At 70.8% G+C, this 21,011-nt stretch carries 23 protein-coding genes; 15 read left to right on the top strand and 8 right to left on the bottom strand.

Translation table 11 applies throughout. From position 1 onward, the window contains the following. Nucleotides 1-2: 2 nt before the first annotated feature. The gene (locus ACTHL4_RS14905) at nucleotides 3-650 is read right to left on the bottom strand and encodes a TetR/AcrR family transcriptional regulator (RefSeq protein WP_440283549.1); all 648 of its coding nucleotides are present in this window, start codon (nucleotides 648-650) and stop codon (nucleotides 3-5) included. Between the two features lie 126 nt (nucleotides 651-776). Between ACTHL4_RS14905 and ACTHL4_RS14900 the strand changes: the two genes are divergently transcribed. After that, entirely contained in the window at nucleotides 777-956 is a 180-nt protein-coding gene (locus ACTHL4_RS14900) for a hypothetical protein (RefSeq protein WP_440283548.1), read from the top strand. A 186-nt stretch (nucleotides 957-1,142) separates the two neighbouring features. After that, nucleotides 1,143-1,331: a hypothetical protein gene (locus tag ACTHL4_RS14895; protein ID WP_440283547.1), complete on the top strand. Its 189-nt coding sequence runs from the start codon at nucleotides 1,143-1,145 to the stop codon at nucleotides 1,329-1,331. Between the two features lie 18 nt (nucleotides 1,332-1,349). Here the strand turns inward: ACTHL4_RS14895 and ACTHL4_RS14890 are convergent, their stop codons facing one another. Together ACTHL4_RS14890 and ACTHL4_RS14885 are read right to left on the bottom strand one after the other, a co-directional pair. Further along, nucleotides 1,350-2,753, bottom strand: a complete 1,404-nt coding sequence (locus ACTHL4_RS14890; protein ID WP_440283546.1) for an NAD(P)H-quinone dehydrogenase — start codon at nucleotides 2,751-2,753, stop codon at nucleotides 1,350-1,352. A 49-nt stretch (nucleotides 2,754-2,802) separates the two neighbouring features. After that, nucleotides 2,803-4,299 carry a SulP family inorganic anion transporter gene (locus ACTHL4_RS14885; protein ID WP_440283545.1) on the bottom strand — a complete coding sequence of 499 codons (1,497 nt, stop codon included), beginning with the start codon at nucleotides 4,297-4,299 and terminating at the stop codon, nucleotides 2,803-2,805. Nucleotides 4,300-4,434: 135 nt separating this feature from the next. Here ACTHL4_RS14885 and ACTHL4_RS14880 point away from each other — a divergent pair, with 135 nt between their 5' ends. Genes ACTHL4_RS14880 through ACTHL4_RS14870 form a run of 3 tightly spaced genes read left to right on the top strand, consistent with a single transcriptional unit; the run spans nucleotide 4,435 to nucleotide 7,354 of the window. Then, entirely contained in the window at nucleotides 4,435-4,815 is a 381-nt protein-coding gene (locus ACTHL4_RS14880; protein ID WP_440283544.1) for a MerR family transcriptional regulator, read from the top strand. Nucleotides 4,816-4,868: 53 nt separating this feature from the next. Beyond that, nucleotides 4,869-5,720 carry a purine-nucleoside phosphorylase gene (locus tag ACTHL4_RS14875; RefSeq protein WP_440283543.1) on the top strand — a complete coding sequence of 284 codons (852 nt, stop codon included), beginning with the start codon at nucleotides 4,869-4,871 and terminating at the stop codon, nucleotides 5,718-5,720. Next, the gene (locus tag ACTHL4_RS14870) at nucleotides 5,717-7,354 is read left to right on the top strand and encodes a phospho-sugar mutase (protein WP_440283542.1); all 1,638 of its coding nucleotides are present in this window, start codon (nucleotides 5,717-5,719) and stop codon (nucleotides 7,352-7,354) included. The genes ACTHL4_RS14875 and ACTHL4_RS14870 overlap by 4 nt, the downstream gene beginning before the upstream one ends. A gap of 25 nt (nucleotides 7,355-7,379) precedes the next feature. Here ACTHL4_RS14870 and ACTHL4_RS14865 read toward each other — a convergent pair whose 3' ends face one another. Next, nucleotides 7,380-8,027: a hypothetical protein gene (locus tag ACTHL4_RS14865; protein ID WP_440283541.1), complete on the bottom strand. Its 648-nt coding sequence runs from the start codon at nucleotides 8,025-8,027 to the stop codon at nucleotides 7,380-7,382. Nucleotides 8,028-8,081: 54 nt separating this feature from the next. On the opposite strand from ACTHL4_RS14865, the gene deoC reads away from it, so the two are divergent. The 4 genes from deoC to ACTHL4_RS14845 are packed head-to-tail and all read left to right on the top strand — an operon-like array spanning nucleotide 8,082 to nucleotide 11,987. Continuing rightward, complete coding sequence (gene deoC, locus ACTHL4_RS14860) at nucleotides 8,082-9,029, top strand: deoxyribose-phosphate aldolase (RefSeq protein WP_440283559.1); 948 nt, start codon at nucleotides 8,082-8,084, stop codon at nucleotides 9,027-9,029. Between the two features lie 17 nt (nucleotides 9,030-9,046). Further along, a complete protein-coding gene (locus tag ACTHL4_RS14855; protein WP_440283540.1) occupies nucleotides 9,047-10,498 on the top strand; it encodes an aldehyde dehydrogenase family protein in 1,452 nt (483 codons plus the stop codon). Further along, nucleotides 10,498-11,382 carry an aldehyde dehydrogenase family protein gene (locus ACTHL4_RS14850; RefSeq protein ID WP_440283539.1) on the top strand — a complete coding sequence of 295 codons (885 nt, stop codon included), beginning with the start codon at nucleotides 10,498-10,500 and terminating at the stop codon, nucleotides 11,380-11,382. The genes ACTHL4_RS14855 and ACTHL4_RS14850 overlap by 1 nt, the downstream gene beginning before the upstream one ends. A 23-nt stretch (nucleotides 11,383-11,405) precedes the next feature. Then, entirely contained in the window at nucleotides 11,406-11,987 is a 582-nt protein-coding gene (locus ACTHL4_RS14845) for an AAA family ATPase (RefSeq protein ID WP_440283538.1), read from the top strand. An 18-nt stretch (nucleotides 11,988-12,005) separates the two neighbouring features. Here ACTHL4_RS14845 and ACTHL4_RS14840 read toward each other — a convergent pair whose 3' ends face one another. Both ACTHL4_RS14840 and ACTHL4_RS14835 read right to left on the bottom strand, forming a co-directional pair. Continuing rightward, a complete protein-coding gene (locus ACTHL4_RS14840) occupies nucleotides 12,006-12,905 on the bottom strand; it encodes an NAD(P)H-hydrate dehydratase (protein ID WP_440283537.1) in 900 nt (299 codons plus the stop codon). Beyond that, nucleotides 12,895-13,665, bottom strand: a complete 771-nt coding sequence (locus tag ACTHL4_RS14835) for a histidine phosphatase family protein (protein ID WP_440283536.1) — start codon at nucleotides 13,663-13,665, stop codon at nucleotides 12,895-12,897. The genes ACTHL4_RS14840 and ACTHL4_RS14835 overlap by 11 nt, the downstream gene beginning before the upstream one ends. 134 nt (nucleotides 13,666-13,799) lie before the next feature. On the opposite strand from ACTHL4_RS14835, the gene ACTHL4_RS14830 reads away from it, so the two are divergent. From ACTHL4_RS14830 to ACTHL4_RS14810, 5 genes are read left to right on the top strand one after another with little or no spacing between them, the layout of a single operon-like run. Then, nucleotides 13,800-14,909: a hypothetical protein gene (locus tag ACTHL4_RS14830; RefSeq protein WP_440283535.1), complete on the top strand. Its 1,110-nt coding sequence runs from the start codon at nucleotides 13,800-13,802 to the stop codon at nucleotides 14,907-14,909. Continuing rightward, nucleotides 14,899-15,543 (top strand): DUF4129 domain-containing protein, encoded by a 645-nt coding sequence (locus ACTHL4_RS14825; protein ID WP_440283534.1) that lies wholly within the window; start codon nucleotides 14,899-14,901, stop codon nucleotides 15,541-15,543. Before ACTHL4_RS14830 ends, ACTHL4_RS14825 begins: the two co-directional genes overlap by 11 nt. 11 nt (nucleotides 15,544-15,554) lie before the next feature. Beyond that, nucleotides 15,555-16,655 (top strand): DUF4350 domain-containing protein, encoded by a 1,101-nt coding sequence (locus tag ACTHL4_RS14820; RefSeq protein WP_440283533.1) that lies wholly within the window; start codon nucleotides 15,555-15,557, stop codon nucleotides 16,653-16,655. Next, nucleotides 16,652-17,644: an AAA family ATPase gene (locus ACTHL4_RS14815; protein ID WP_440283532.1), complete on the top strand. Its 993-nt coding sequence runs from the start codon at nucleotides 16,652-16,654 to the stop codon at nucleotides 17,642-17,644. Before ACTHL4_RS14820 ends, ACTHL4_RS14815 begins: the two co-directional genes overlap by 4 nt. A 10-nt stretch (nucleotides 17,645-17,654) precedes the next feature. Continuing rightward, nucleotides 17,655-18,950, top strand: a complete 1,296-nt coding sequence (locus ACTHL4_RS14810) for a DUF58 domain-containing protein (RefSeq protein ID WP_440283531.1) — start codon at nucleotides 17,655-17,657, stop codon at nucleotides 18,948-18,950. A 3-nt stretch (nucleotides 18,951-18,953) separates the two neighbouring features. Here ACTHL4_RS14810 and ACTHL4_RS14805 read toward each other — a convergent pair whose 3' ends face one another. Continuing rightward, on the bottom strand, nucleotides 18,954-19,949 hold the full coding sequence (locus tag ACTHL4_RS14805; RefSeq protein WP_440283530.1) for a stage II sporulation protein M: 996 nt from the start codon (nucleotides 19,947-19,949) through the stop codon (nucleotides 18,954-18,956). Between the two features lie 23 nt (nucleotides 19,950-19,972). Here ACTHL4_RS14805 and ACTHL4_RS14800 point away from each other — a divergent pair, with 23 nt between their 5' ends. After that, nucleotides 19,973-20,821: an RDD family protein gene (locus tag ACTHL4_RS14800; protein ID WP_440283529.1), complete on the top strand. Its 849-nt coding sequence runs from the start codon at nucleotides 19,973-19,975 to the stop codon at nucleotides 20,819-20,821. A gap of 30 nt (nucleotides 20,822-20,851) precedes the next feature. Here the strand turns inward: ACTHL4_RS14800 and ACTHL4_RS14795 are convergent, their stop codons facing one another. Then, nucleotides 20,852-21,007, bottom strand: a complete 156-nt coding sequence (locus ACTHL4_RS14795; protein WP_440283558.1) for a hypothetical protein — start codon at nucleotides 21,005-21,007, stop codon at nucleotides 20,852-20,854. Nucleotides 21,008-21,011 lie beyond the last annotated feature (4 nt).

Genomic DNA, 21,011 nt, shown 5'->3' with positions numbered 1-21,011 from the left:
GTTCACGCGCCGTCGGCCGTGACGTCCGCGTCGGCGATGGCGCGCAGGACGAGGGTCACCATCGCGCGCAGATAGCCCGGTCGTTCGGCGGCAGAGGTTGCCAGCAGCCCACTGAGCACGACGCCGTCCAGGCTCGCGACGATCGCCTCCGCACGCAGCCGGGGGCTGGTCTTCTCGACGCGGCAGACGATCGACTCGACGATGTCGGTGAGGTTGGTCCGCCAGGCCACGATCGGCTCACTCAACGACGGCGTGCGCCCCGCCTCCAACGCGAGCTCCGACATGGTGACGATCAGGTCCGGATGTTCCGACCAGCGCAGCAGCATTGCGATCGTCGCCTCGATGGCCGGCTCGATGCCTTCGTCCGCCGCCGGGCTGGGCAGTGACGCGCCGAGCGCTCGCACGTCGGCGTGCAGGGCTTGCGCGACGAATTCGCTGAGCGCGGTGAGCAGTGCGAGCCGGGTCCGGTAGTAGACCGAGCAGGTGCCCTCCGGCATACCCGCCTCACGGTCGACCGCGCGATGGGTCAGCCCTCGCATCCCCGCACGACCGACGACGACGATGGCGCTGCGCAGCAGGACCTCCTGCCGGGCGGCCGTGCCCTCGGGGGCCTGGCCGGATCGCGGTGCGGCTGTTCTGCGGGCGGACACCCTTGCACCTTCTCATGTGCTCCACCGCGACGTGACGGAGACCACTGGCCGTCGATTTGCCATCTACCACTACAGGCGTAGTGTTGGTTTCACTACAACCGTAGTAACACGACATCAGGAGTTCGCATGATCAACATCAACGCCTTCTTCATCGGCTTCGTGGTCATCAACGCGATAGCGCTCGCGCTCCTCGTGGGCTTCGCCGCCACCTGGGCGACCCGCTTCTTCGCGGCCAACCGCAAGCAGCGCATCGCGCGCCACGAGACCTTCGGTCGCTACTACTCGCAGTTGGCGCTCGGCCACTGACGGGCCACTGACGGGCCACTGACGGGCCATTGATGGACCACTGACCACCTGCGCGCCGGTCGCGCATCCTGCCAGCCGCGGCGGCGCCGCCTCGTACCTTCCCCGTGGCGGCGCCGCTTTTCGCTGCGCGGGCCGGGGAACGTAGATTGGTGTGTCGACCCGCCCGCCGGCAGAACGGAACACGCCGTGACCGTGCTCGTGAGATACGTCATCCTGATCGTCATCGTCGTCGCCGTGGTCTTCGTGCTGCGCACGGTCAAGCCGAAGTTGCGCGAGCAGCGGCACCGCCGCTGGGAGGAAGCCGGACTGCTCCCCCACCAGGTCGATCCCCACGCGCCGCGCAAGGACACCCCCGAGGACGAACCTCGCGACTGACGGCTGCGCAGCCGTGCCTCAGATGTCGGCTTCGTGCAACCGACGGGCCGCCTCGGCGATCGACCCGGTCATCGACGGATAGACCGAGAACGTGCTGGCCATCTGGTCGACGGTCAGGCGGTTCTGGACCGCCAGGCCGATCGGGTAGATGAGTTCGGAGGCCTGCGGCGCGACGACGACGCCGCCGATGATCGTGGTGCTGCCCGGCCGGACGAAGAGCTTGACGAAGCCGTCGGTGATGTTGCGCATCTTGGCGCGCGGGTTGGTCGACAGCGGCAGCGTCACCACCCGGGCCTCGATGCGGCCCTCCTCGACATCCGCCTGCGAGTAGCCGACCGTCGCGATCTCCGGGTCGGTGAAGATGTTGGCGCACACCCCGCGCAGGTTGAGCGGAGCCACCGCGTCGCCCAACGAGTGGGCCATCGCGATCCGGCCCTGCATGGCCGCCACGGACGCCAACGGTAGGACGCCGGTGCAGTCGCCGGCGGCATACACGCCCTGTGCGGAGGTGCGCGACACCCGGTCGACGAGGATGTGCCCGGAGGACCGCGTCTCGATCCCGAGGCTGTCCAGGCCGATGTCCTGGGTCAGCGGCACGGAGCCCACGGCGAGCAGGACGTGGGAGCCGCGGACCTCGCGGCCGTCCTCGAGGGTGACCACGACCGCGTCACCCTCCCGGCGCGCCGCCGCCATCCGCGAGCGATTCAGCACCTTCATGCCGCGCCGCCGGAAGACGTTCTCGATGACCGTCGCGGCGTCGGCGTCCTCGCCGGGCAGCACGCGGTCACGCGACGACACCAGGGTGACGTCACAACCCAGGCCGAGGTAGGCGTGAGCCAGCTCGGCTCCGGTGACGCCCGAGCCCACCACGATCAGCTTCTCGGGCAGTTCGGTCAGGTCGTAGATCTGCTGCCAGGTCAGGATCCGCTCACCGTCCGGCACGGCGGTGTCCATCACACGCGGGGTGCAGCCGACGGCCAGCAGTATGACGTCGGCGTGCAGTTGCTCGGTCGCGCCGTCGGCGAGCTCGGCGTCCACGCGGCCGGGACCGGCGATGCGGCCGAAACCGTTGACGATCCGGACGCCGACACTCTCCAGCTGGGCCCGGATGTCCCGGCTCTGCGCCTTGGCCAGATCGACGATCCGCTGGTTGACCTGTTGAGCGTGCGCCTCCGCGTGCTGATCGTCCTCGGTGCCCTCGAAGCCGACACCGAGCCGGCCCGCGGACGCGAACCGGGACATGAAGTCCGAGGTGGCGATGAGTGTCTTGCTGGGCACGCAGTCGGTCAGCACCGCAGCGCCGCCCAGACCGGTCTGCTCGATGACGGTCACCTGGGCACCGAGCTGCGCGGCGACCAAGGCGGACTCGTAGCCCCCCGGCCCGCCGCCGATGATCACCACATGCTGCTGCCGCCCACTCACAATGGGGCATCTTTCCATGCCGGGAGCCGGCCGCCGCAACGCCCGCAGGTCACGGCGAGGACAGTTGTCCGCTGAGTCGGTCGAACAGGGCGGCACTGGCGGGGTTCAGTCCGCGCACCTCCACCTCGATGTCATGCGCCTGGTACTTGGTGATCACGGCGTCGAGAGCGGCCACTGTGGAGGCATCCCAGACGTGGGACGCGGATAGGTCGATCACGACCGACCGCGGGTCCTCGGCATACGCGAACTGCATGTAGAAGTCGTCACTGGAGGCGAAGAACAGCTCGCCGGACACCCGATAGTGTGCAGCGACGGATCCGTCGACTCCTTCCACCAACTCCCGGTGCACGTCGGCGAGGTGCGCGACCCGCCGGGCGAACAGCAGCGCCGCGACGACGACCCCCACGCCGACACCGATGGCCAGATTGGACGTCAACACCACCACGACGACGGTGGCGACCATCACGGCGGTCTCCGATCGCGGCATCCTCCGGAGAGTGCGCAGGCTGTGCCAGTCGAACGTGCCGATCGCGACCATGATCATCACCCCGGCGAGCGCCGCCATCGGGATGCGGCCCACCACGTCCCCGAGCAGCATCAGCAGGCCGAGCAGGAACCCGCCGGCCAGGAAGGTCGAGATCCGGGTACGCGCGCCGGACTGCCGGACGTTGATCATCGTTTGGCCGATCATCGCGCAGCCACCCATTCCGCCGAACAGGCCGGTGACGACGTTGGCGACCCCCTGGCCCCATGATTCGCGGTCCTTGTCCGAACGCGTGTCGGTGATGTCGTCGACGAACTTGGCCGTCATCAGCGACTCGAGCAGGCCGACGACCGCCATACCCAGTGCATATGGCGCGATGATCTGCACCGTGTGCAGGTTCCACGGGACATCGGGCAACCCGAACGGCGGCAGACTGTTCGGCAGGCGGCCCTTGTCACTGACGGTCGGCACGTCGATGCCGGCGGTCCACGCGATGGCAGTGACGACCACGATCCCGACGAGTGGCGCCGGCACGATCCTGCTCAGCTTCGGGAAGAGGAAGATGATCGCGATGGTGATCGCGACGAGCGGGTAGACGGCCCACGGCACGTCGTGCAGGTAGTCCCATTGCGCCCAGGCCAGCAGGATCCCCAAGGCGTTGACGAAGCCGACCATCACCGATCGAGGGACGAACTTCATCAGCCGCCCGACCCGCAACACCCCGAGGATGATCTGGAAGACGCCCGCCAGCAGCACGGTCGCCACGAGGAAGTCCAGGCCGTGCTCACGTGCCAGTGGCGCGACCACCAGGGCGACCGAACCGGTCGCCGCGGAGATCATCGCCGGCCGCCCGCCCACGATCGCGATGGTCATCGCCATGGTCACCGCGGCGAAGAGTCCAACCCGCGGATCGACGCCGGCGATCACCGAGAAGGAGATCGCTTCAGGGATCAGGGCGAGTCCGACGACCAGGCCACCGAACACTTCGGTGCGCAGCAGCCGCGGCGACCGCAACGCAGTGCGGACGTCGATGGCAGGGCGGCTCGGAACGGCAGCGGGCAAGACGAACTTCCTTCGAACGACGAGTGACCAAGGGTGCGGCGCGCGAGCGTGCGACGATGCTCGTGAGCCTGCAGCGAACCCTACCGTTACGTGAGGGTTTGTCCCGAATCCTGCCGAAGTGAAGGACACCACACGATGCATGAGAGCCGACCCTTGCGGCGGATCGGGGACGTCGCCGCGAGCACCGGCCTGTCGCTGCGCACCCTGCGGCACTACGACGACATCGGCCTGGTCACGCCATCGCACCGGAGCGAGGGTGGCTACCGCCTCTACACCGATCATGACGTCGAACGGCTGATCCTCATCCGTCGCATGAAGCCGCTCGGCTACACCCTGGAGGACATGCGCCGTGTCCTCGATCTCTTCGACGCCGATGACACGAAACCGGCCGACTGGGCGCCGGTGCTCTCCAGCGCCCTCGCCCGGCGCGACGACCTTTGCGGTCGGGTCGCCATGGCGGAGGAGTTCCTCGCACTGTTGCGCCGCCACGCGCAATCCGAGGCAGTAGCTGACTGAGCCACCGGCGGCGTCCGCTGCGTGGCGACGGTGGACGTCATACGCTGGCGCCCGTGACTGCATCGACACCACTGGCCGACCCGGCGACCGACCCCTTCGAGATCGCGCAGGCGGCGGCAGCCGTCATCGCCGAGCGCACCGGCTCCGCACGGCACGACATCGCCCTGGTGCTGGGCTCCGGCTGGGGGCAGGCGGCCGACCGCATCGGCGAGACGGTCGCGACCGTCGATAACGCCGACGTGCCGGGTTTCGCGGCAGCAGCCGTCGCCGGGCACTCCAGCGCGATGCGCTCCATCGCGATCGGCGACACCGGCGCTCGCGCCCTCGTTTTCGGCACCCGGACGCACTTCTACGAGGGCAAGGGCGTGCGATCGGTGGTGCACGGGGTGCGCACCGCTGCTGCCGCCGGCTGCCACACGATCGTGCTGACCAACGGCTGCGGCGGCCTCGACCGCTCCTGGGGCCCCGGCACGCCGGTGCTGATCCGCGACCAGATCAACCTGACCGCTCACTCGCCCATCGAGGGCCCGAACTTCGTCGACGTCACCGATCTCTACACGCCGCGGCGGCGCGAGATCGCCCGGTCGGTCGACCCATCGCTCGACGAAGGCGTGTATGCCCAGTTCCGCGGGCCGCAGTACGAAACGCCCGCCGAGGTGAAGATGGCCGGCATCCTCGGTGCCGACCTGGTCGGCATGTCGACCGCGCTCGAGGCGATCGCGGCGCGGCAGGCAGGCCTGGACGTCCTCGGAGTCAGCCTGGTGACCAACCTCGCGGCCGGCATCAGCGACCAGCCGCTGTCGCACCAGGAGGTGATCGAGGCCGGCCGAGCCGCTGCCGCACGGTGCGGCACCTTGCTGGCCGAGGTCGTCGGTCGCATCGCGAGTGAGGAGCGCCCGGCATGACCCTCGACGTGCAGGCGGAGGCACGCGACTGGATGGCCGACGACCCGGACCCGCAGACCCGCGCAGAACTCGAATCCCTCGTCGCCGCCGCGGAATCCGGCGACGCGGCAGCGCTGACCGGCTTGGCGGACCGCTTCGCGGGCCTGCTGGAGTTCGGCACCGCCGGGTTGCGCGGCGCCCTCGGCGCGGGCCCGGCGCGGATGAACCGTGTCGTGGTGATCCGGACGGCGGCGGGCCTGACGGCATACCTGCAGGAGAAGCTGGGCAAGCGCGACGTCACGGTCGTCATCGGGTATGACGCCCGGCACAATTCCGACGTCTTCGCGCGGGACACCGCGGCGGTGGTCGTGGGTGCCGGCGGGCGGGCGATGATCCTGCCGCACACGTTGCCCACACCGGTGCTGGCGTTCATGATCCGCCACCTCGGCGCCGACGCGGGCGTCATGGTGACCGCCAGTCACAACCCGCCCCAGGACAACGGCTACAAGGTCTACCTCGGCGACGGCAGCCAGATCGTCGCCCCCGCGGATGCCGAGATCAGTGCGGCGATCAGCCGCTTCCCCCGGGCAGCCGGTGTCCGACGCGTTGATGACGGTTGGGAGACGCTCGGCGACGATGTGGTGGACGACTACCTCGAAGCGGTCACGCAGGTGGTGCGGCCCGACGGACCACGTGACATCTCGATCGTGCACACCGCTTTGCACGGCGTCGGATCTGCAGTGTTCGCAGCAGCTTTCGAGCGGGCGGGGTTCCCGGCACCTTCGTCGGTGGCCGAGCAGGCCGAGCCCGACCCGGCATTCCCGACCGTGGCGTTCCCCAACCCCGAGGAGCCCGGCGCGATCGACAAGGCGCTGGCCCTGGCCGCCGAGACCGGCGCCGACCTGGTGATCGCGAACGACCCGGATGCCGACCGCTGTGCGGTCGCCGTCCCCCGCGAGACCGGCTGGGCGATGCTGCGCGGTGACGAGGTGGGTGCGCTGCTGGGCGCCTACCTGTTGCAGCGCGGTGTCGCACCCGGCGCCGTCTTCGCCAACTCGATCGTGTCCTCCCGTCTGCTGGCCGCGATGGCCCAGCACGCAGGCGTGCCGCACGCCGAGACCCTCACCGGTTTCAAGTGGATCAGCCGGGTGCCCGGTCTCGCCTACGGCTACGAGGAGGCACTCGGCTACTGCGTCGACCCGGGTGCGGTGCGTGACAAGGACGGCATCAGCGCGGCCCTGCTCATCGCCGAGTTCGCCGCGCAGTGCAAGGCCGCCGGCACGACGCTCGACGACGTGCTGATCGACCTCGCAGCCACGCACGGCACGCATGCTACCGACAGCTTCTCGGTCCGCGTCGAGGACCTGTCGCTCATCACCGACATCATGGCGCGACTGCGCGCGAACCCGCCGGAGAATGTTGCCGGACAAGCTGTTTCGCAGGTTGACGATCTCGCGCTCGGCGCGGGCGGACTGCCGCCCACCGAGGGGCTGCGTTACTTCCTCGCCGACGACACGCGGATCATCGTCCGGCCCAGCGGGACCGAACCGAAGCTGAAGATCTACCTGGAGACGATCGACGGGGACCCGGCGATCGCGGTCCGCAAGCTGACCGCCGTACGCACCGAGTTCGAGCGACTCACCGCCGCCGGATAGTCACCTCGCCGGTGGGCACCCGCCGTCAGACCGAGACCGCCACGAGCACGAAGATCACCGCGAGCGCGAGAGCCGCTATCGCCGGCCACGCCGGCGACGCGACCAGTTCGTCCTGTGCCTGCAGCGACGGATCGTGCTGGACGGCCCGCGTGTAGTCCTCCTGCCCGGTCCGTATGGCGGCGGCGACACCCGCCGCCGACCCGGGACGTGCCTCCATGACGGACGCGGTGGGGTTCTCCAGGTCGATCTTGCCCATCCCCGGGCCGGAGTGCAGGCCGCGACGAGTGTTGACCCGCCGTGGACGCTGGGCGGTGATGGCCCAGGACCCGTAGCCCTTGCCGTGCGCGTCGTACACCTTGAGGTTCCAACGCTGTTCGATCAGATCGATGGCCGGCCATCCGCCACGCACGTCGCGCACCAGATTGCGCATCACCACGCCGGCCTGGGTCAGCTGCAGGCACGGACGCAGGAACACCACCCAGATCAGCAGCAGTCCGGCGAGCGGCCACAGCAGCTGGGCCGGCTTGCTCAGTCCGGAGTCGAGGAGGATCAGCACGACGAAGGCGGCGCACGCCACGGCGAGCACGATGCCGGGGGCGAGCATGGCGGGCTGCCGGTAGGTCCGGCGCGGCCCGGACGCAGCGGTGCTGCGCCGGGGAAGAGTGAAGGGCATGACAGGTACGCTGCACCAGTGAGCCCATCATCTGCAACGTCGCGGGCCCGGGACATGCTCGGCGTCGCCTCCCTGACCACCAGAGCACTGCGCACCTGGCTGCACGGATTGCCCGGCGTGGACCAGGTCGGCATCGAGGCACGAGCCGCCGCGCTGGCCACCCGATCGATCAAGACGACGAGCAAGGCCTGGGCGATCGACACGGCGATCGGCATGATCGACCTGACCACCCTCGAGGGGGCGGACACCCCCGGCAAGGTGCGCAGCCTGTGCGCCAAGGCCCAGCTGCCCGACCCCACCGACCTGGACACGCCCCAGGTCGCCGCCGTCTGCGTGTATGGCGACATGGTCGCCGTCGCCAAGGAGGCACTGGGCGACAGCGGCATCCACGTGGCGGCCGTCGCCACCGCATTCCCCTCCGGGCGGGCGAGCCTGGCCGTCAAGCTGGCCGACACCAAGGACGCGGTGAAGGCGGGTGCCGACGAGATCGACATGGTCATCGACCGCGGCGCGTTCCTCGCCGGCGACTACCGGCTGGTGTTCGACCAGATCGTCGCGGTCAAGGAGGCTTGCGCGCGGCCGGGCGACCAGCCCGACGCACACCTGAAGGTGATCCTGGAGACCGGCGAGCTGGCGACGTACGACAACGTGCGTCGCGCCTCGTGGCTGGCGATGCTGGCCGGCGCCGACTTCATCAAGACCTCCACGGGCAAGGTGCAGCCGGCCGCCACCATGCCGGTCACCCTGCTGATGCTCGAAGCCGTCCGCGACTGGCGGGAACTCACCGGTGAGCTGGTCGGCGTGAAGCCGGCGGGCGGCATACGCACCAGCAAGGACGCGCTGCGCTATCTGGTCATGGTCAGCGAGATCGCCGGCGAGGACTGGCTGACCCCGCAGTGGTTCCGCTTCGGCGCCTCCAGCTTGTTGACCGACCTGCTGCTGCAGCGCCAGAAGCTGCGCACCGGTGCCTACTCCGGCGCCGACTACGTGACGATCGACTGAGGCACGAAAGACACACCATGACACCGAAATTCGAATACGCGCCGGCACCGGAGTCGCGTTCCGTGGTCGACATCGCCTCGTCCTACGGACTGTTCATCGGCGGCGAGTTCGTCGACCCGGCCGACGGCACGTCGTTCAAGACGGTCAACCCGGCCACCGAGGAGAAGCTCGCCGACGTCTCGGAGGCGAGCGCCGCCGACGTCGACAGGGCGGTGCGGGCCGCCCGCCGAGCCTACGACCGGAGCTGGAGCCGCCTGTCGGGTGCCGAGCGCGGCAAATACCTCTTCCGGATCGCACGCATCCTGGCCGAGCGCGCCCGTGAGTTCGCCGTGCTGGAGACCCTCGACAACGGCAAGCCGATCAAGGAGTCGCGCGACGTCGACGTCCCCACCGCGGCGGCGCACTTCTTCTACCACGCCGGCTGGGCCGACAAGCTGGAGTACGCCGGGCTGGGGAGCAACCCGCGCCCGCTCGGGGTCGTCGGACAGGTCATCCCATGGAACTTCCCGCTGCTGATGCTGGCCTGGAAGATCGCACCGGCGCTGGCGACCGGCAACACCGTGGTGCTCAAGCCCGCCGAGACGACCCCGCTGACGGCGTTGCTGTTCGCCGACGTGTGCCAGCAGGCGGACCTGCCAGCGGGTGTCGTCAACATCGTCACCGGCGCCGGCGCGACCGGCCAAGCGCTCGTGGAGCATCCTGGCATCGACAAGATCGCGTTCACCGGGTCGACCGACGTGGGCAAGTCGATCGCCCGGACCATCGCCGGCACCCGCAAGCGACTGACGCTGGAGCTGGGAGGCAAGGCCGCCAACATCGTCTTCGACGACGCCCCGATCGACCAGGCCGTCGAGGGCATCGTCAACGGCATCTTCTTCAACCAGGGCCACGTGTGCTGCGCCGGCAGCCGGCTGCTGGTGCAGGAGTCGGTCGCGGACGACGTCATACATCGCCTGCAGCGGCGCCTGGCGACGCTGCGAGTTGGTGACCCGATGGACAAGAACACCGACGTCGGGGCGATCAACTCGGCCGCGCAACTGGCCCGGATCAACGAACTCGTGGCGGTCGGCGAGGCCGAGGGCGCGCAGCGCTGGAGTCCGCAATGCTCGCTGCCCGAGCGCGGATACTGGTTCCCGCCCACGGTTTTCACCGGTGTCTCGCAAGCGCACCGGATTGCGCAGGAGGAGATCTTCGGGCCGGTCCTGTCCGTGCTGACCTTCCGCACGCCGGACGAGGCGATCGCGAAGGCCAACAACACTCCCTACGGCCTGTCCGCCGGCATCTGGACCGAGAAGGGGTCGCGGATCCTGGCCGTCGCCGACCCGCTCCGTGCCGGCGTCGTATGGGCCAACACCTTCAACCGCTTCGACCCGACGTCGCCGTTCGGCGGCTACAAGGAGAGCGGCTACGGCCGCGAAGGCGGCCGGCAAGGCCTCGCCGCCTACCTGGACACGGAAGGAACGCACTGATGGCCCGCCTCGAGGTGCGCAAGACCTACAAGCTCTACATCGGCGGCAAGTTCCCGCGGTCCGAGTCGGGCCGGTCCTACGAGGTCGTCTCCTCCGGCCGTGCCCCCAAGTTCCTGGCCAACGCGGCGCAAGGGTCGCGCAAGGACATCCGGGACGCGGTGGTCGCGGCCCGCGCCGCCGTCAAGGGCTGGTCGGGAGCCACGGCATACCACCGCGGGCAGGTTCTCTACCGCGTGGGCGAGATCCTGGAGGGACGGCGCGAGCAGTTCATCGCCGAGGTGTCCGCGAGCGAGGGCCTGACCAAGCCGCAGGCGACCCGCCTCGTGGACGCCGCCATCGACCGGTGGGTCTGGTATGCCGGGTGGCCCGACAAACTGCCGCAGGTGCTGGGCAACCTCAACCCGGTGGCCGCCCCGTACTTCGACATCTCCGCACCGGAGCCGACCGGTGTGGTGGGCATCGTTGCGCCGCAGCAGAGTTCGCTGCTCGGCCTGGTGTCGGTGGTCGCTCCGGCGATCGTGTCGGGCAACACGGTGGTGGTCGTCACGAGCGAGGAGCGTCCGTTGCCTGCGATCTCGCTGGGTGAGGTGCTGGCCACCTCGGACGTGCCCGGCGGTGTCGTCAACATCGTCACCGGCCGGACCGCCGAGCTGGCTCCGTGGCTGGCATCGCACGCCGACGTCAACGCGATCGATCTGGCCGGCGCGACCGAGATCGGCTGGGGCGAGTTGGAGGCGGCCGCCGCGGACACCGTCAAGCGGGTCGTGCGGCCCACCGGCGACGGCAGCGCCGCCGTGGAGCCGGATTGGCTGGCGGCGCCCGACCTGTCCCGGATGACCGCGTTCCTGGAGACCAAGACCGTCTGGCACCCCAAGGGCCTGTGAAAGAACACCATCCATCCGCTCGGGTGCTCGTCCTCGGCGGCCCCAGCGGCTCCGGCAAGTCCCGTTGGGCGGCACACTTGTCCCGCGAACACCGGTGGCCGATCGTCCGATTGGACGATTTCTACAAGGACGCCGGCGACCCGACGTTGCCGATGTCGTCCTTGGGGATCGCCGACTGGGACGACGTGCGGTCGTGGCGCTGCGAGGACGCGGTCGAGGCGCTGGAGCAGCTGTGCCGGACGGGCGAACTGGTGGCGCCGGTCTACGACATCTCCGCCTCGGCGGCCACTGGCACCCAGCAGGTGCGACTCGACGGTGCCGGCACGGTGATCGCGGAGGGCATCTTCGCGCCATACGTCATCGAGCCGCTGCGGGAGCGCGGCCTGCTCGCCGGCGCCTACTGCGTCCATCACAACCGCTGGATCACCTTCGTGCGCAGGCTGATCCGGGACCTGTCCGAACACCGCAAGCCGCCGCTCGTGCTGGTCCGCCGCGGTCTGCGGCTGGCACGCGCCGAGCCGGGCATAGTCCGGCAGCAGCTGCGTCTGGGCGCGGAGCCGATCCGGCCGAAGGAACTCGCGCGCCGACTTGCGCAACGGCCCTGAGCGGACCGAGCGACGAGATCAGCCGGAGCCGGCCAGCTCGTCCAGCAACCGCGGAACCTGCGGACTGATCTCCCGCGCCAGGAAACCCACCGTCCCCACCTGTGCGGCCAGCTGCTCCCCCGCCGTGCCGTGCAACCAGCCGCCCCAGGCCGCAGCCTGGTCCGCGTCGGCGCCCCGGCTGAGCAACCCGCCGACCAGTCCGGCCTGGACGTCACCAGAGCCGGAGATCCCCAGACCCGGCCCGCCGCGCTCGATCAGCCACCGCTTCCCGGACGGCGCCGCCACGACCTTGCCCTGACCGCCGAGCAGCACCACCGCCTGTGTCTCGTCCGCGAGCCGGCTCGTCGCCTCGGCGGCCTCGTCGCCGGTCGGTGCGCCGGAGTCCTCCAGCGTGCGCGCCAGCTCCTGCGGGTTCACGGTGAGCACCGCCCGGCCGCCCAGGTGCGCGACACCGTCGCGGTGGCGAGTGAGGTATGCCGAGGCCACTGCGTCCAGCACCACCGGGCAACGCAGTCGCGGCAGCAGCCGCTGCAACAGGTCCGCGGACGCTTCGGCGTCGGAGAAGCCCGGCCCCAGCAGGACGGCATCGGCCTCGGCCGCGAGTTCGTCGACCTCCTCGGCCGCGTCCGGTGCGATGTTGCCGTCGCCGTCGGTGCGCATCGGCACGACCAGTGCCTCGGGCACGGCCACCGCGAGCGCCGCCGCGACGGGTTCGACGGTGGCGATCTGCAGTTTGCCCGCGCCGGCTCGCAGCGCCGCCTCACCGGCCAGCAGGACGGCCCCCGGGGTGAACGCCGTGCCGCCGATCACCAGGGCCCGCCCGCGCGCCTCCTTGTCCTCCCCCGGCGCCGGCAGTGGCCACTCACGCAGCAGCTCCTCCGTCACGTGCACCGGTCGACCGGCCTGTTCAGCGGGCACCGGCGGCTCGCTCGGTCTTGGACGGCTCGGTCGTCGTGGCCGCATCGGACTCCTCGACATGCGCCGTCTCGGCGAACGACACCAGCTGCAGCCCGTGGCCCTCGGAGCGGTAGGTGGTCACCGAACAGTTCGGCAATGCCGTCGTCCGGCCGATCTCCAGCAGCTCCTCCTCGGTCAGTGACTCCAGCACGTAACGGAAGCTCATGATCACCGCCTCGTGCGTGAACACCCAGACGCGGCGGCCGTCATACCCCTCCCGCAGGTCGGCGAGCAGCGAGCGGATCCGCAGCGCGACGTCGCACCAGCTCTCGCCGGACGGCGGCACGTAGTAGAACTTGCCGATCCGCGACCGTCGCTCCGCCTCCTCGGCGAACTGCGCCTTGATCCCGGCCGACGTCATACCGTCGAACCGGCCGAGGTCACGTTCGCGGACCCGTTCGTCCACGACCAGGTCGAGCTCGCCGGCCCAGGCGCGCAGCGCATGATCGGCCGTTTCGCGGGCACGCCGGTATGGCGAGGTGATCACCAGCTCAGGGCTGCGCTCGTCGTCGAGCCGGTCCAGCAGGCCTCCGACGGCGTCGGCCTGCTCGCGGCCGGTGTCCGACAGTGGCACGTCGGCGTCGCGCAGCTCCAGGTCGAGTCGCTCGGCACCGGACTCGCGTGCCTTGCGATCGGCGATGTTGCCGATGCTCTCCCCGTGCCGCACGAGCACCAGCTCGCTCGGCCCCCGGTCGCCCAGCAGCAACGCTCCTCGCGGCATGTCCTCTTCCTTTCTTCGAAACGGATCTTCCGGCCGTTGTACCCACCCGGCCGGGCACTGGAACACCCGCCGCAGCACCGCACGGTGGCGTGTGTGACGGCGCGGGTGCGCCCTGGTCATTTAGGGTCGCCCTTATGACCAATGGATGGACGAGCCCCGGGGGTGACTCGCCCGGCGGCGACGACGGGACCCGGCCGCCACAGGGGTATGGCGCGCAGCAGCCGCCACCGCAGTACGGGCAGTACGGGCCGCCTCCGCAGCAACCGCAGTACGGGCAGTACGGACAGCCCGCGCCGTACCAGCCGGTGTTCCGGCTGGCGCCCAAGCCGGGCGTCATACCGCTGCGACCGCTGAACCTCGGCGACATCTTCAGCGGCACGTTCGCCACCATCCGCGGCAACCCCGGCGCCACGCTCGGGCTGTCGGCGCTGATGGCGCTGATCGTGGCCGTCCCGTCGGTGCTGGTCACCATCGCGCTGTCCGGCGCGGACCTCACGGTGACCGACGACTCCGGCACGACGGTCAACTTCGGCAACCAGCTCGGCGTGATGGTCGGTGCGGTGTTCTCGGCGATCGCCGGGGTGCTGCTCGCCGGCATGCTGACGGTCGTCGTGGCCGAGGCCGTGCTGGGCCGCCGCATCTCCATCGGCCAGACCTGGCAGAAGGTGCGCGGCCGGCTACTGCCCCTCATCGGCCTGCTGGCGCTGGAGGTGCTCGCCGTCTGCGTGGCGGCGGCCGTCGTGGTGGGGGTCGTCGTCCTCCTGGGCGTGACGACCGGCACGGTCGGGGCGGTCGTGGCCGCCATCGTGCTCGGTCTGGCCTGCTTCGTGGCGGTGATCTGGCTGGCCGTCAAGGTCTCGTTGGCGCCGCCCTCGCTGGTGCTGGAGCGGATCGCGCCGACGCGAGCGTTCGGCCGATCGTGGCAGCTGACCCAGGGGCAGTGGTGGCGCATCTTCGGCATCACCCTGCTGGCCCAGCTGGTGGTCTACGTGGTCAGCCAGGTGGTGTCGTTCCCGGCCGCGTTGATCGCGCTCGCCAGCTCCGGTGACGGCGCCCTCGCCACCACCGGCGCGGTGGGCATCCAGCTGGTCTCGGTCGTGGTCCGCGCGCTGACGACGCCGTTCACCGCCGGCGTGACCGCGTTGCTCTACCTGGACCAGCGCATTCGCAAGGAGGCGCTGGACGTCACCCTGATGGAGGCCGCCGGCGGCGCCGGCGCACAGGACGGTGCCGGTGCCGGGTGACGGCTCGTCGCCACTGTCCCCGGACGGCGGCACGGCGCGCGGTTGGCTGCAGCGCGAGTTGGCCAAGCCGGCATACGCAGACCAGCGCAGCTGGGTGCAGCGGCTGTGGGACTGGGCGATGGACCGGCTCCACGACCTGTTGAACGGACTGGGCCGCGCCCTGCCGCTCTATGTCCTGATCCCGCTCCTGCTCGTCCTCGTGGCGATCGTGGTCTTCGGGATATCCCGGCTCGGCCGCCGGTCGCACGTCCCGGCCGCCGGTGCCGACGGCGGCGTGCTGACCGGCGTCGATCTCAGCGCCGCCGAGCTGCGGGACCGGGCCCGCCGATCGGCCGCCGACGGCGCACACTCGGCCGCCTTCGTCGACTACTTCCGCGCGCTCACCCGGCGGGGCGAGGAGCGTGCCCTGCTGCTGGCCCAACCCGGTCGTACGGCGCACGAGGTGGGCGCCGAGCTCACGCCGTACTTCCCCGCCCGGTCCGACGGGATCCGCGCGGCGGCAGCGTTCTTCGACCGCGTGCGGTATGGCGGAGCGAGTGCGACCGCGGACGATGTGGAGCGGATCCGCACCCTCGACCGCGAGCTGGACCAGACCCGCCCGCAGCACGCGGCTGTGCAGCAGGTCGCCCGATGATCTCGGGCCGTATGACGCGCGGGCGACTGGCCGTCGCCGCGATCGTCGGCTGCCTGCTGGCGGTCCTCGTCGCCGCCGTGGTGCTCACGCCGCGCACCACCGACGAACCGCTGGATCCCGCCTCCGCCACACCCGACGGCACCCGCGCGGTTGCCCAGGTGCTCGGGCAGCACGGCGTGCAGGTGACCATCGCGCGGCGGATCACCGAGTTGCCTGCGGACGGTGTGCGCGGTGCCACGGTCGTGCTGACCCGTCCGCAGTTGCTGGCGCCGCACACTCTGCAACGGACGATGGCGCTCGCCGCGACGGCCCGTCGGCTGGTGATCGTCGATGCGGACCCGGCGACGCTGCAGGCCCTCGACCTGCCGGTCACCGTGGACCGGCTGGAGGATCAACCGGTTTCGCGCTGCTCGGTTGAGTGGCTCCACGGGCTGCAGCTCAGTTGGGCGGACCTCGAATACACGCCCGCGGACTTCGACCGCACCTGCTTCGGCGAGGGTGGCAAGGGCGCCGTCGTCGTGCTTCCGCCACGGGGCCGGGCCCCGGAGACGGTGCTGCTCGGCAGCCGCGCCGCACAGACCGACAAGACGGTGACCGACGCGGACAACGCTGCCATCGCGCACCGCACGCTCGGCGCGAGCGACCGACTCGTGTGGTTCGCGCCCAACCTCGCCACCGGCGACAGTGCCGCCGCGCAGGGCCCCCGCTGGCCGCGCTGGTTCCACCCCGCGATCTGGCTCGCCGGCGCGGTCGTCCTGCTGGTGATGGTATGGCGCGGAAGGCGATTCGGCCGACTGGTGACCGAACCACTGCCGGTGGTCGTGCCGGCCGGCGTGACGACCCACAGCCGCGGTCAGCTCTACCGCAAGGCACACGACCGGGCCCGCGTCGCGACGGTGCTGCGCCTCGCCACTCGCGCGCGGCTGGCGCGCTACCTGGGCCTCGCGCCGAACGGCCGACCCGAGACGCTCGTCGGCCACACGGCTCGCGCCACTGCGCACGACCCGGCGCGTGTGGCGGAACTGCTCTACGGGCCCGAGCCGCCCGACGACGCAGCCATGACCGCACTCGCACAAGACTTGCAACAGCTGGAAAGGCAGGTACGACGATGACCTCGCAGACATCGCCCTCCCCCGACAACGCGCAGGCAGCACAGCACGCGCGGGAGGCCCTCACCGCCGTGCGTGGCGAGGTGGCCAAGGCCGTCGTTGGCCAGGACGCGGCGGTGACCGCGCTGGTGATCGCGCTGCTGGCCCGTGGCCACGTGCTGCTGGAGGGCGTTCCCGGCGTCGCCAAGACCCTGCTGGTGCGGTCGTTGGCGGCCGCCCTCGCGATCGACACCAAACGCGTGCAGTTCACGCCCGACCTGATGCCCGGAGACATCACCGGATCACTGGTGTTCGACTCCGGCACCTCGCAATTCACCTTCCGGCCGGGCCCGGTCTTCACCAACCTGCTGCTCGCCGACGAGATCAACCGCACCCCGCCGAAGACCCAGTCCGCGCTGCTGGAGGCGATGGAGGAACGCCAGGTCTCGGTGGACGGCGAGGCGCGCCGGCTGCCGGCGCCGTTCCTGGTGGCGGCCACCCAGAACCCGGTGGAGTACGAGGGCACCTATCCGCTGCCGGAGGCGCAGCTGGACCGGTTCCTGATGAAGGTCACCATGCCGTTGCCCGACCGGGCTGCGGAGCTGGAGGTGCTGCGCCGGCACGCCGCCGACTTCGACCCGCGCGACCTCGCCGGTGCCGGCATTCGTGCGGTGGCGGGGCCGGATGATCTGGCTGCCGGCGCCGCGGCCGTGCGACGGGTCCAGGTCGGGGCGGACGTCGCGTCATACATCGTCGACCTGGCGCGGGCCACCCGCTCCGCGCCGTCCTTGTCGCTGGGCGCCAGTCCCCGCGCCGCGACCGCGCTGCTGGCCACCAGTCGCGCCTGGGCGTGGCTGAGCGGACGCGACTTCGTGACACCGGACGACGTCAAGGCGATGACCCGCCCCACGCTCGCCCACCGCCTGCAGTTGCGTCCCGAGGCCGAGCTGGAGGGCGTCGGCGCCGCCGCCGTGCTCGACTCGGTGATCGGCGCCGTCCCGGTCCCCCGGTGAGGACCGCGGTATGTCGCTGACCGGCCGGACCGCTGTGCTGGCCGCGCTGGGCGCCGTCGTGCTGCTGATCCACCCGGCCCTGGCAACCGTCTTCTGGTGGCTGTTCGTCGTCGCCGTCCTGGTGGGTATCGACCTGTGGCTGGCGCCCCCGACCGGTTCGCTGGTGCCGCAACGGCTTCCGGTGCGACCGGTCCGCCTGGGTGAGACCTCGACCAGCACACTGGTGCTGCGCAACGCCGGATCACGCACGCTGCGCGGCGCGGTGCGCGACGCGTGGCAGCCGTCGGCCGGCGCGCGCGGGGAACGGATGCGGCTGCGCCTGGCGGCCGGCGAGCAGACCCGGCTGGATGTCGCGCTGACACCGACACGCCGGGGTGACCGGCGCGCGGACCGGATGACCGTCCGCACCGGCGGTCCGCTCGGGCTCGCACTGCGGCAGCGGTCGGTCCAAGTGCCTGCGACGATCCGCGCGCTACCGGCCTTCCCGTCCCGGCGACACCTGCCCAGCCGGCTGGCGCAGCTGCGGCAGATCGACGGGCGTTCGGCGGTCCGGGTCCGTGGGCAGGGCACCGAGTTCGACTCGCTGCGCGACTATGTCGACGGGGACGACGTGCGCAGCATCGACTGGCGGGCGACCGCGCGACGCCAGCACCCGGTGGTGCGGACCTGGCAGCCCGAACGCGACCGGCGTGTCGTCATCGTGCTGGACACCTCCCGCACCTCCGCCGGGCGGATCGGCGACAGCACCCGGCTCGATGCGGGCATGGACGCCGCCCTCCTGCTGACCGCGCTCGCCTCGCGCGCGGGCGACCGGGTCGGTTTCCTGGCCGGCGACCGCACCGTGCGCGCACGGGTCGCCGGGATCAGCGACCGGGCCGAGCTGCTGCACACCGTCATCAACACCATGGCACCGCTGGAACCCGCTCTGGTGGAAGCAAACTGGCGCACGCTCCTCGGTGCGCCGGGCGGACTTCCGAAACAACGCTCGCTGATCGTGCTGGTGACCCCCCTGGAGCCGGCCGCCATACAGGAAGGCCTGCTGCCCGTGCTCGCGAGCATCGCGGCCCGGCACCGCGTCGTCGTGGCATCCGTCGCGGACCCGGGTGTCCGGGCGATGGCGACCCGGCGCGACACCCCCGAGCAGGTGTATGACGCCGCCGCCGCCGAACGCACCGAACTCCTGCGGCAGGACACCCGCACCGCGCTGGAACGACTCGGTGTCACCGTCTTGGACGAGGAGCCGGAGAGTCTGCCGGTGGCCCTGGTGGACCACTACCTGCTGCTCAAGAGCCGGGGTCTGCTGTGACCCTCACCCACGGACCGGACGCACCGCGCTCCGGTCCCGGTCGTCGACGTCGCCGGTGAACCCCTCGGCGACCGCACGCCGGCCGAGCACGAAAACGTAGGCCAGGAAGGCGATCTCGGCCACCACACCGATGCCGATGCGCGCCCAGGTCGGCAACGACGAGGGCGTCACGAATGCCTCGATGGCACCACTGACCAGCAGCACGCCGACCAGCCCGATCGCCACCACGACAATCGACCGCCCCTCGTGCGCCATGGCATCGGCACGGCTGCGGGCACCTGGCTCCACCCAGGACCAGAAGAGGCGTAGTCCGCAGCCGGCTGCGACGAAAACCGCTGTCAGCTCGAGGATCCCGTGCGGCAGGATCAGGCCGAAGAAGTCACCGGCGTGGCCGTAGGACGCCATGATGCCGCCCTGCACGCCGACGTTCAGGACATTGGTCCACAGCATCCAGATGATCGGGAAACCCAACACTCCGAGAGCGATGCACAGCGCCGCCACCCAGGCGTTGGTGGTCCACACCCGGGTGGCGAAGTCGGCGCCGCCGTACTCGGAGTAGTAGTGCCGGAAGTCATGGTCGACCAGCTGCTGCGCGGCCTGCGGGGAGATGAACGAGGCCTGCACGCCGGGATTGCGGGCGACCCACACACCCAGCACCACGGCCGCCGCGACGCTGGCCGCGGCGGTGCCGATCCACCACCACCGGGTCCGGTAGAGCACCGCCGGCACATCGCGGATCACGAAGTCGGCCACCCGCGACCAGGTCATCGTGCGACGCCGCAGGGACGCGGTGCGCGCCCTGGCCAGCAGTGTGGACAGGTATTGCACCACCGTCGGATCCGGTGCTGCGGAACGGATCAGCGACAGGTGCGTCGCCGCCCGCTGGTAGAGGTCCAGCAACTCGTCGGCCTCTGCCCCGGTGAGCGTGCGGCGCCCGCTGAGCGCGCGCAACTGCTCCCACTCCGGGTGGTGCGCCGTGACGAACGCGTCGAGGTCCACGTCAGCGACTATAAGCTGGTTGCATGTCCGAGGTCGCGAGCGCACAGCCGCGCCGACTCCGCGGCGCGGACAGCGACCTCATGGTCACCGGCGAGGCCGTTCTGCTCGACGTGCCGTCGGCGCCATTGCCCACCCGGATGCTGGCCGCGCTGATCGACTGGGTCTGTTACGCGCTGCTGCTCGTCGGGCTGTTCCTGCTCGTGGGCCTGACCTCCGGCGGCAGCAGCGACGCGACCTTCAGCACGCTGTTGCTGCTCAGCACCATCCTCTGTTTCCTGGTGCTGCCCGTCGCCGTCGAGACCTCCAGCCGCGGCCGGTCCCTCGGCAAACTCATCCTCAAACTGCGGGTGGTGCGCGACGACGGCGGCCCGATCGTCTTCCGGCACGCGTTCGTGCGCGGCCTGGTCGGGATCGTCGAAATACCGGTGGCCAGCGGTGTCCCCGCGGTCATCGCCTCGATCAGCAATGCGCGCGGCAAGCGGCTGGGCGACTTCGCCGCCGGCACGTATGTCGTGCGGGAGCAGACGGGGCTCAAGCTGCTCCCGCCGCCACCGGCCCCGCCATACCTGCGCGACTGGGCGGTCCGTGCCGACCTGGCTCCGCTGCCGGACGGCTTGGCGCTGGCGATCCGGCAGTTCCTCATCCGTCGGGCGGGGCTGACCCCGGCGGCGCGCAGCGCACTCACCGACACCCTGATGCGACAGGTGATGCCGCTGGTGGCGCCGCCGCCGCCGGCCGGAACGCACCCCGAGGACGTGCTGTCCGCGGTGCTCACCGCACGCAGCGACCGTGAGGCCGCACGGCTGCAGCGCGAACAGCTGACCCGCTCGCGGCTGCTCCCTCACGACCCGCTGCGCCGGCCCTTCTCCTGACCGGCGACCGTCGCCGGCCGAGCACCGCGATCAGCCACCGATGGCGGCGTCGTACCCCGGCTTGATGATGCGCTCGATGATCTCCAGCCGCTCGTCGAAGGGCAGGAACGCGGACTTCATCGCGTTGATCGTCACCCACCGCAGGTCGTCCACCGTCCAGCCGGCCTCATCGACCAGCAGCTGCATCTCG

Origin of the sequence: Flexivirga sp. (genome assembly GCF_051955415.1) — a bacterium.
Classification (GTDB): domain Bacteria; phylum Actinomycetota; class Actinomycetes; order Actinomycetales; family Dermatophilaceae; genus Flexivirga.
Note: the sequence above shows the minus strand (reverse complement) of the source record. Positions and strands in the feature narration are given on the sequence as shown.

What these genes read in the sequence shown, in the direction of transcription:
- ACTHL4_RS14900 (WP_440283548.1), top strand. Translation starts at nt 777, where the DNA reads ATGATCAACATCAACGCCTTCTTCATCGGCTTCGTGGTCATCAACGCG.
- ACTHL4_RS14810 (WP_440283531.1), top strand. Translation starts at nt 17,655, where the DNA reads ATGTCGCTGACCGGCCGGACCGCTGTGCTGGCCGCGCTGGGCGCCGTC.
- ACTHL4_RS14855 (WP_440283540.1), top strand. Translation starts at nt 9,047, where the DNA reads ATGACACCGAAATTCGAATACGCGCCGGCACCGGAGTCGCGTTCCGTG.
- deoC (WP_440283559.1), top strand. Translation starts at nt 8,082, where the DNA reads ATGCTCGGCGTCGCCTCCCTGACCACCAGAGCACTGCGCACCTGGCTG.
- ACTHL4_RS14865 (WP_440283541.1), bottom strand. Translation starts at nt 8,027, where the DNA reads ATGCCCTTCACTCTTCCCCGGCGCAGCACCGCTGCGTCCGGGCCGCGC.
- ACTHL4_RS14820 (WP_440283533.1), top strand. Translation starts at nt 15,555, where the DNA reads ATGACGCGCGGGCGACTGGCCGTCGCCGCGATCGTCGGCTGCCTGCTG.
- ACTHL4_RS14815 (WP_440283532.1), top strand. Translation starts at nt 16,652, where the DNA reads ATGACCTCGCAGACATCGCCCTCCCCCGACAACGCGCAGGCAGCACAG.
- ACTHL4_RS14800 (WP_440283529.1), top strand. Translation starts at nt 19,973, where the DNA reads ATGTCCGAGGTCGCGAGCGCACAGCCGCGCCGACTCCGCGGCGCGGAC.
- ACTHL4_RS14795 (WP_440283558.1), bottom strand. Translation starts at nt 21,007, where the DNA reads ATGCAGCTGCTGGTCGATGAGGCCGGCTGGACGGTGGACGACCTGCGG.
- ACTHL4_RS14880 (WP_440283544.1), top strand. Translation starts at nt 4,435, where the DNA reads ATGCATGAGAGCCGACCCTTGCGGCGGATCGGGGACGTCGCCGCGAGC.
- ACTHL4_RS14870 (WP_440283542.1), top strand. Translation starts at nt 5,717, where the DNA reads ATGACCCTCGACGTGCAGGCGGAGGCACGCGACTGGATGGCCGACGAC.
- ACTHL4_RS14850 (WP_440283539.1), top strand. Translation starts at nt 10,498, where the DNA reads ATGGCCCGCCTCGAGGTGCGCAAGACCTACAAGCTCTACATCGGCGGC.
- ACTHL4_RS14835 (WP_440283536.1), bottom strand. Translation starts at nt 13,665, where the DNA reads ATGCCGCGAGGAGCGTTGCTGCTGGGCGACCGGGGGCCGAGCGAGCTG.
- ACTHL4_RS14830 (WP_440283535.1), top strand. Translation starts at nt 13,800, where the DNA reads ATGACCAATGGATGGACGAGCCCCGGGGGTGACTCGCCCGGCGGCGAC.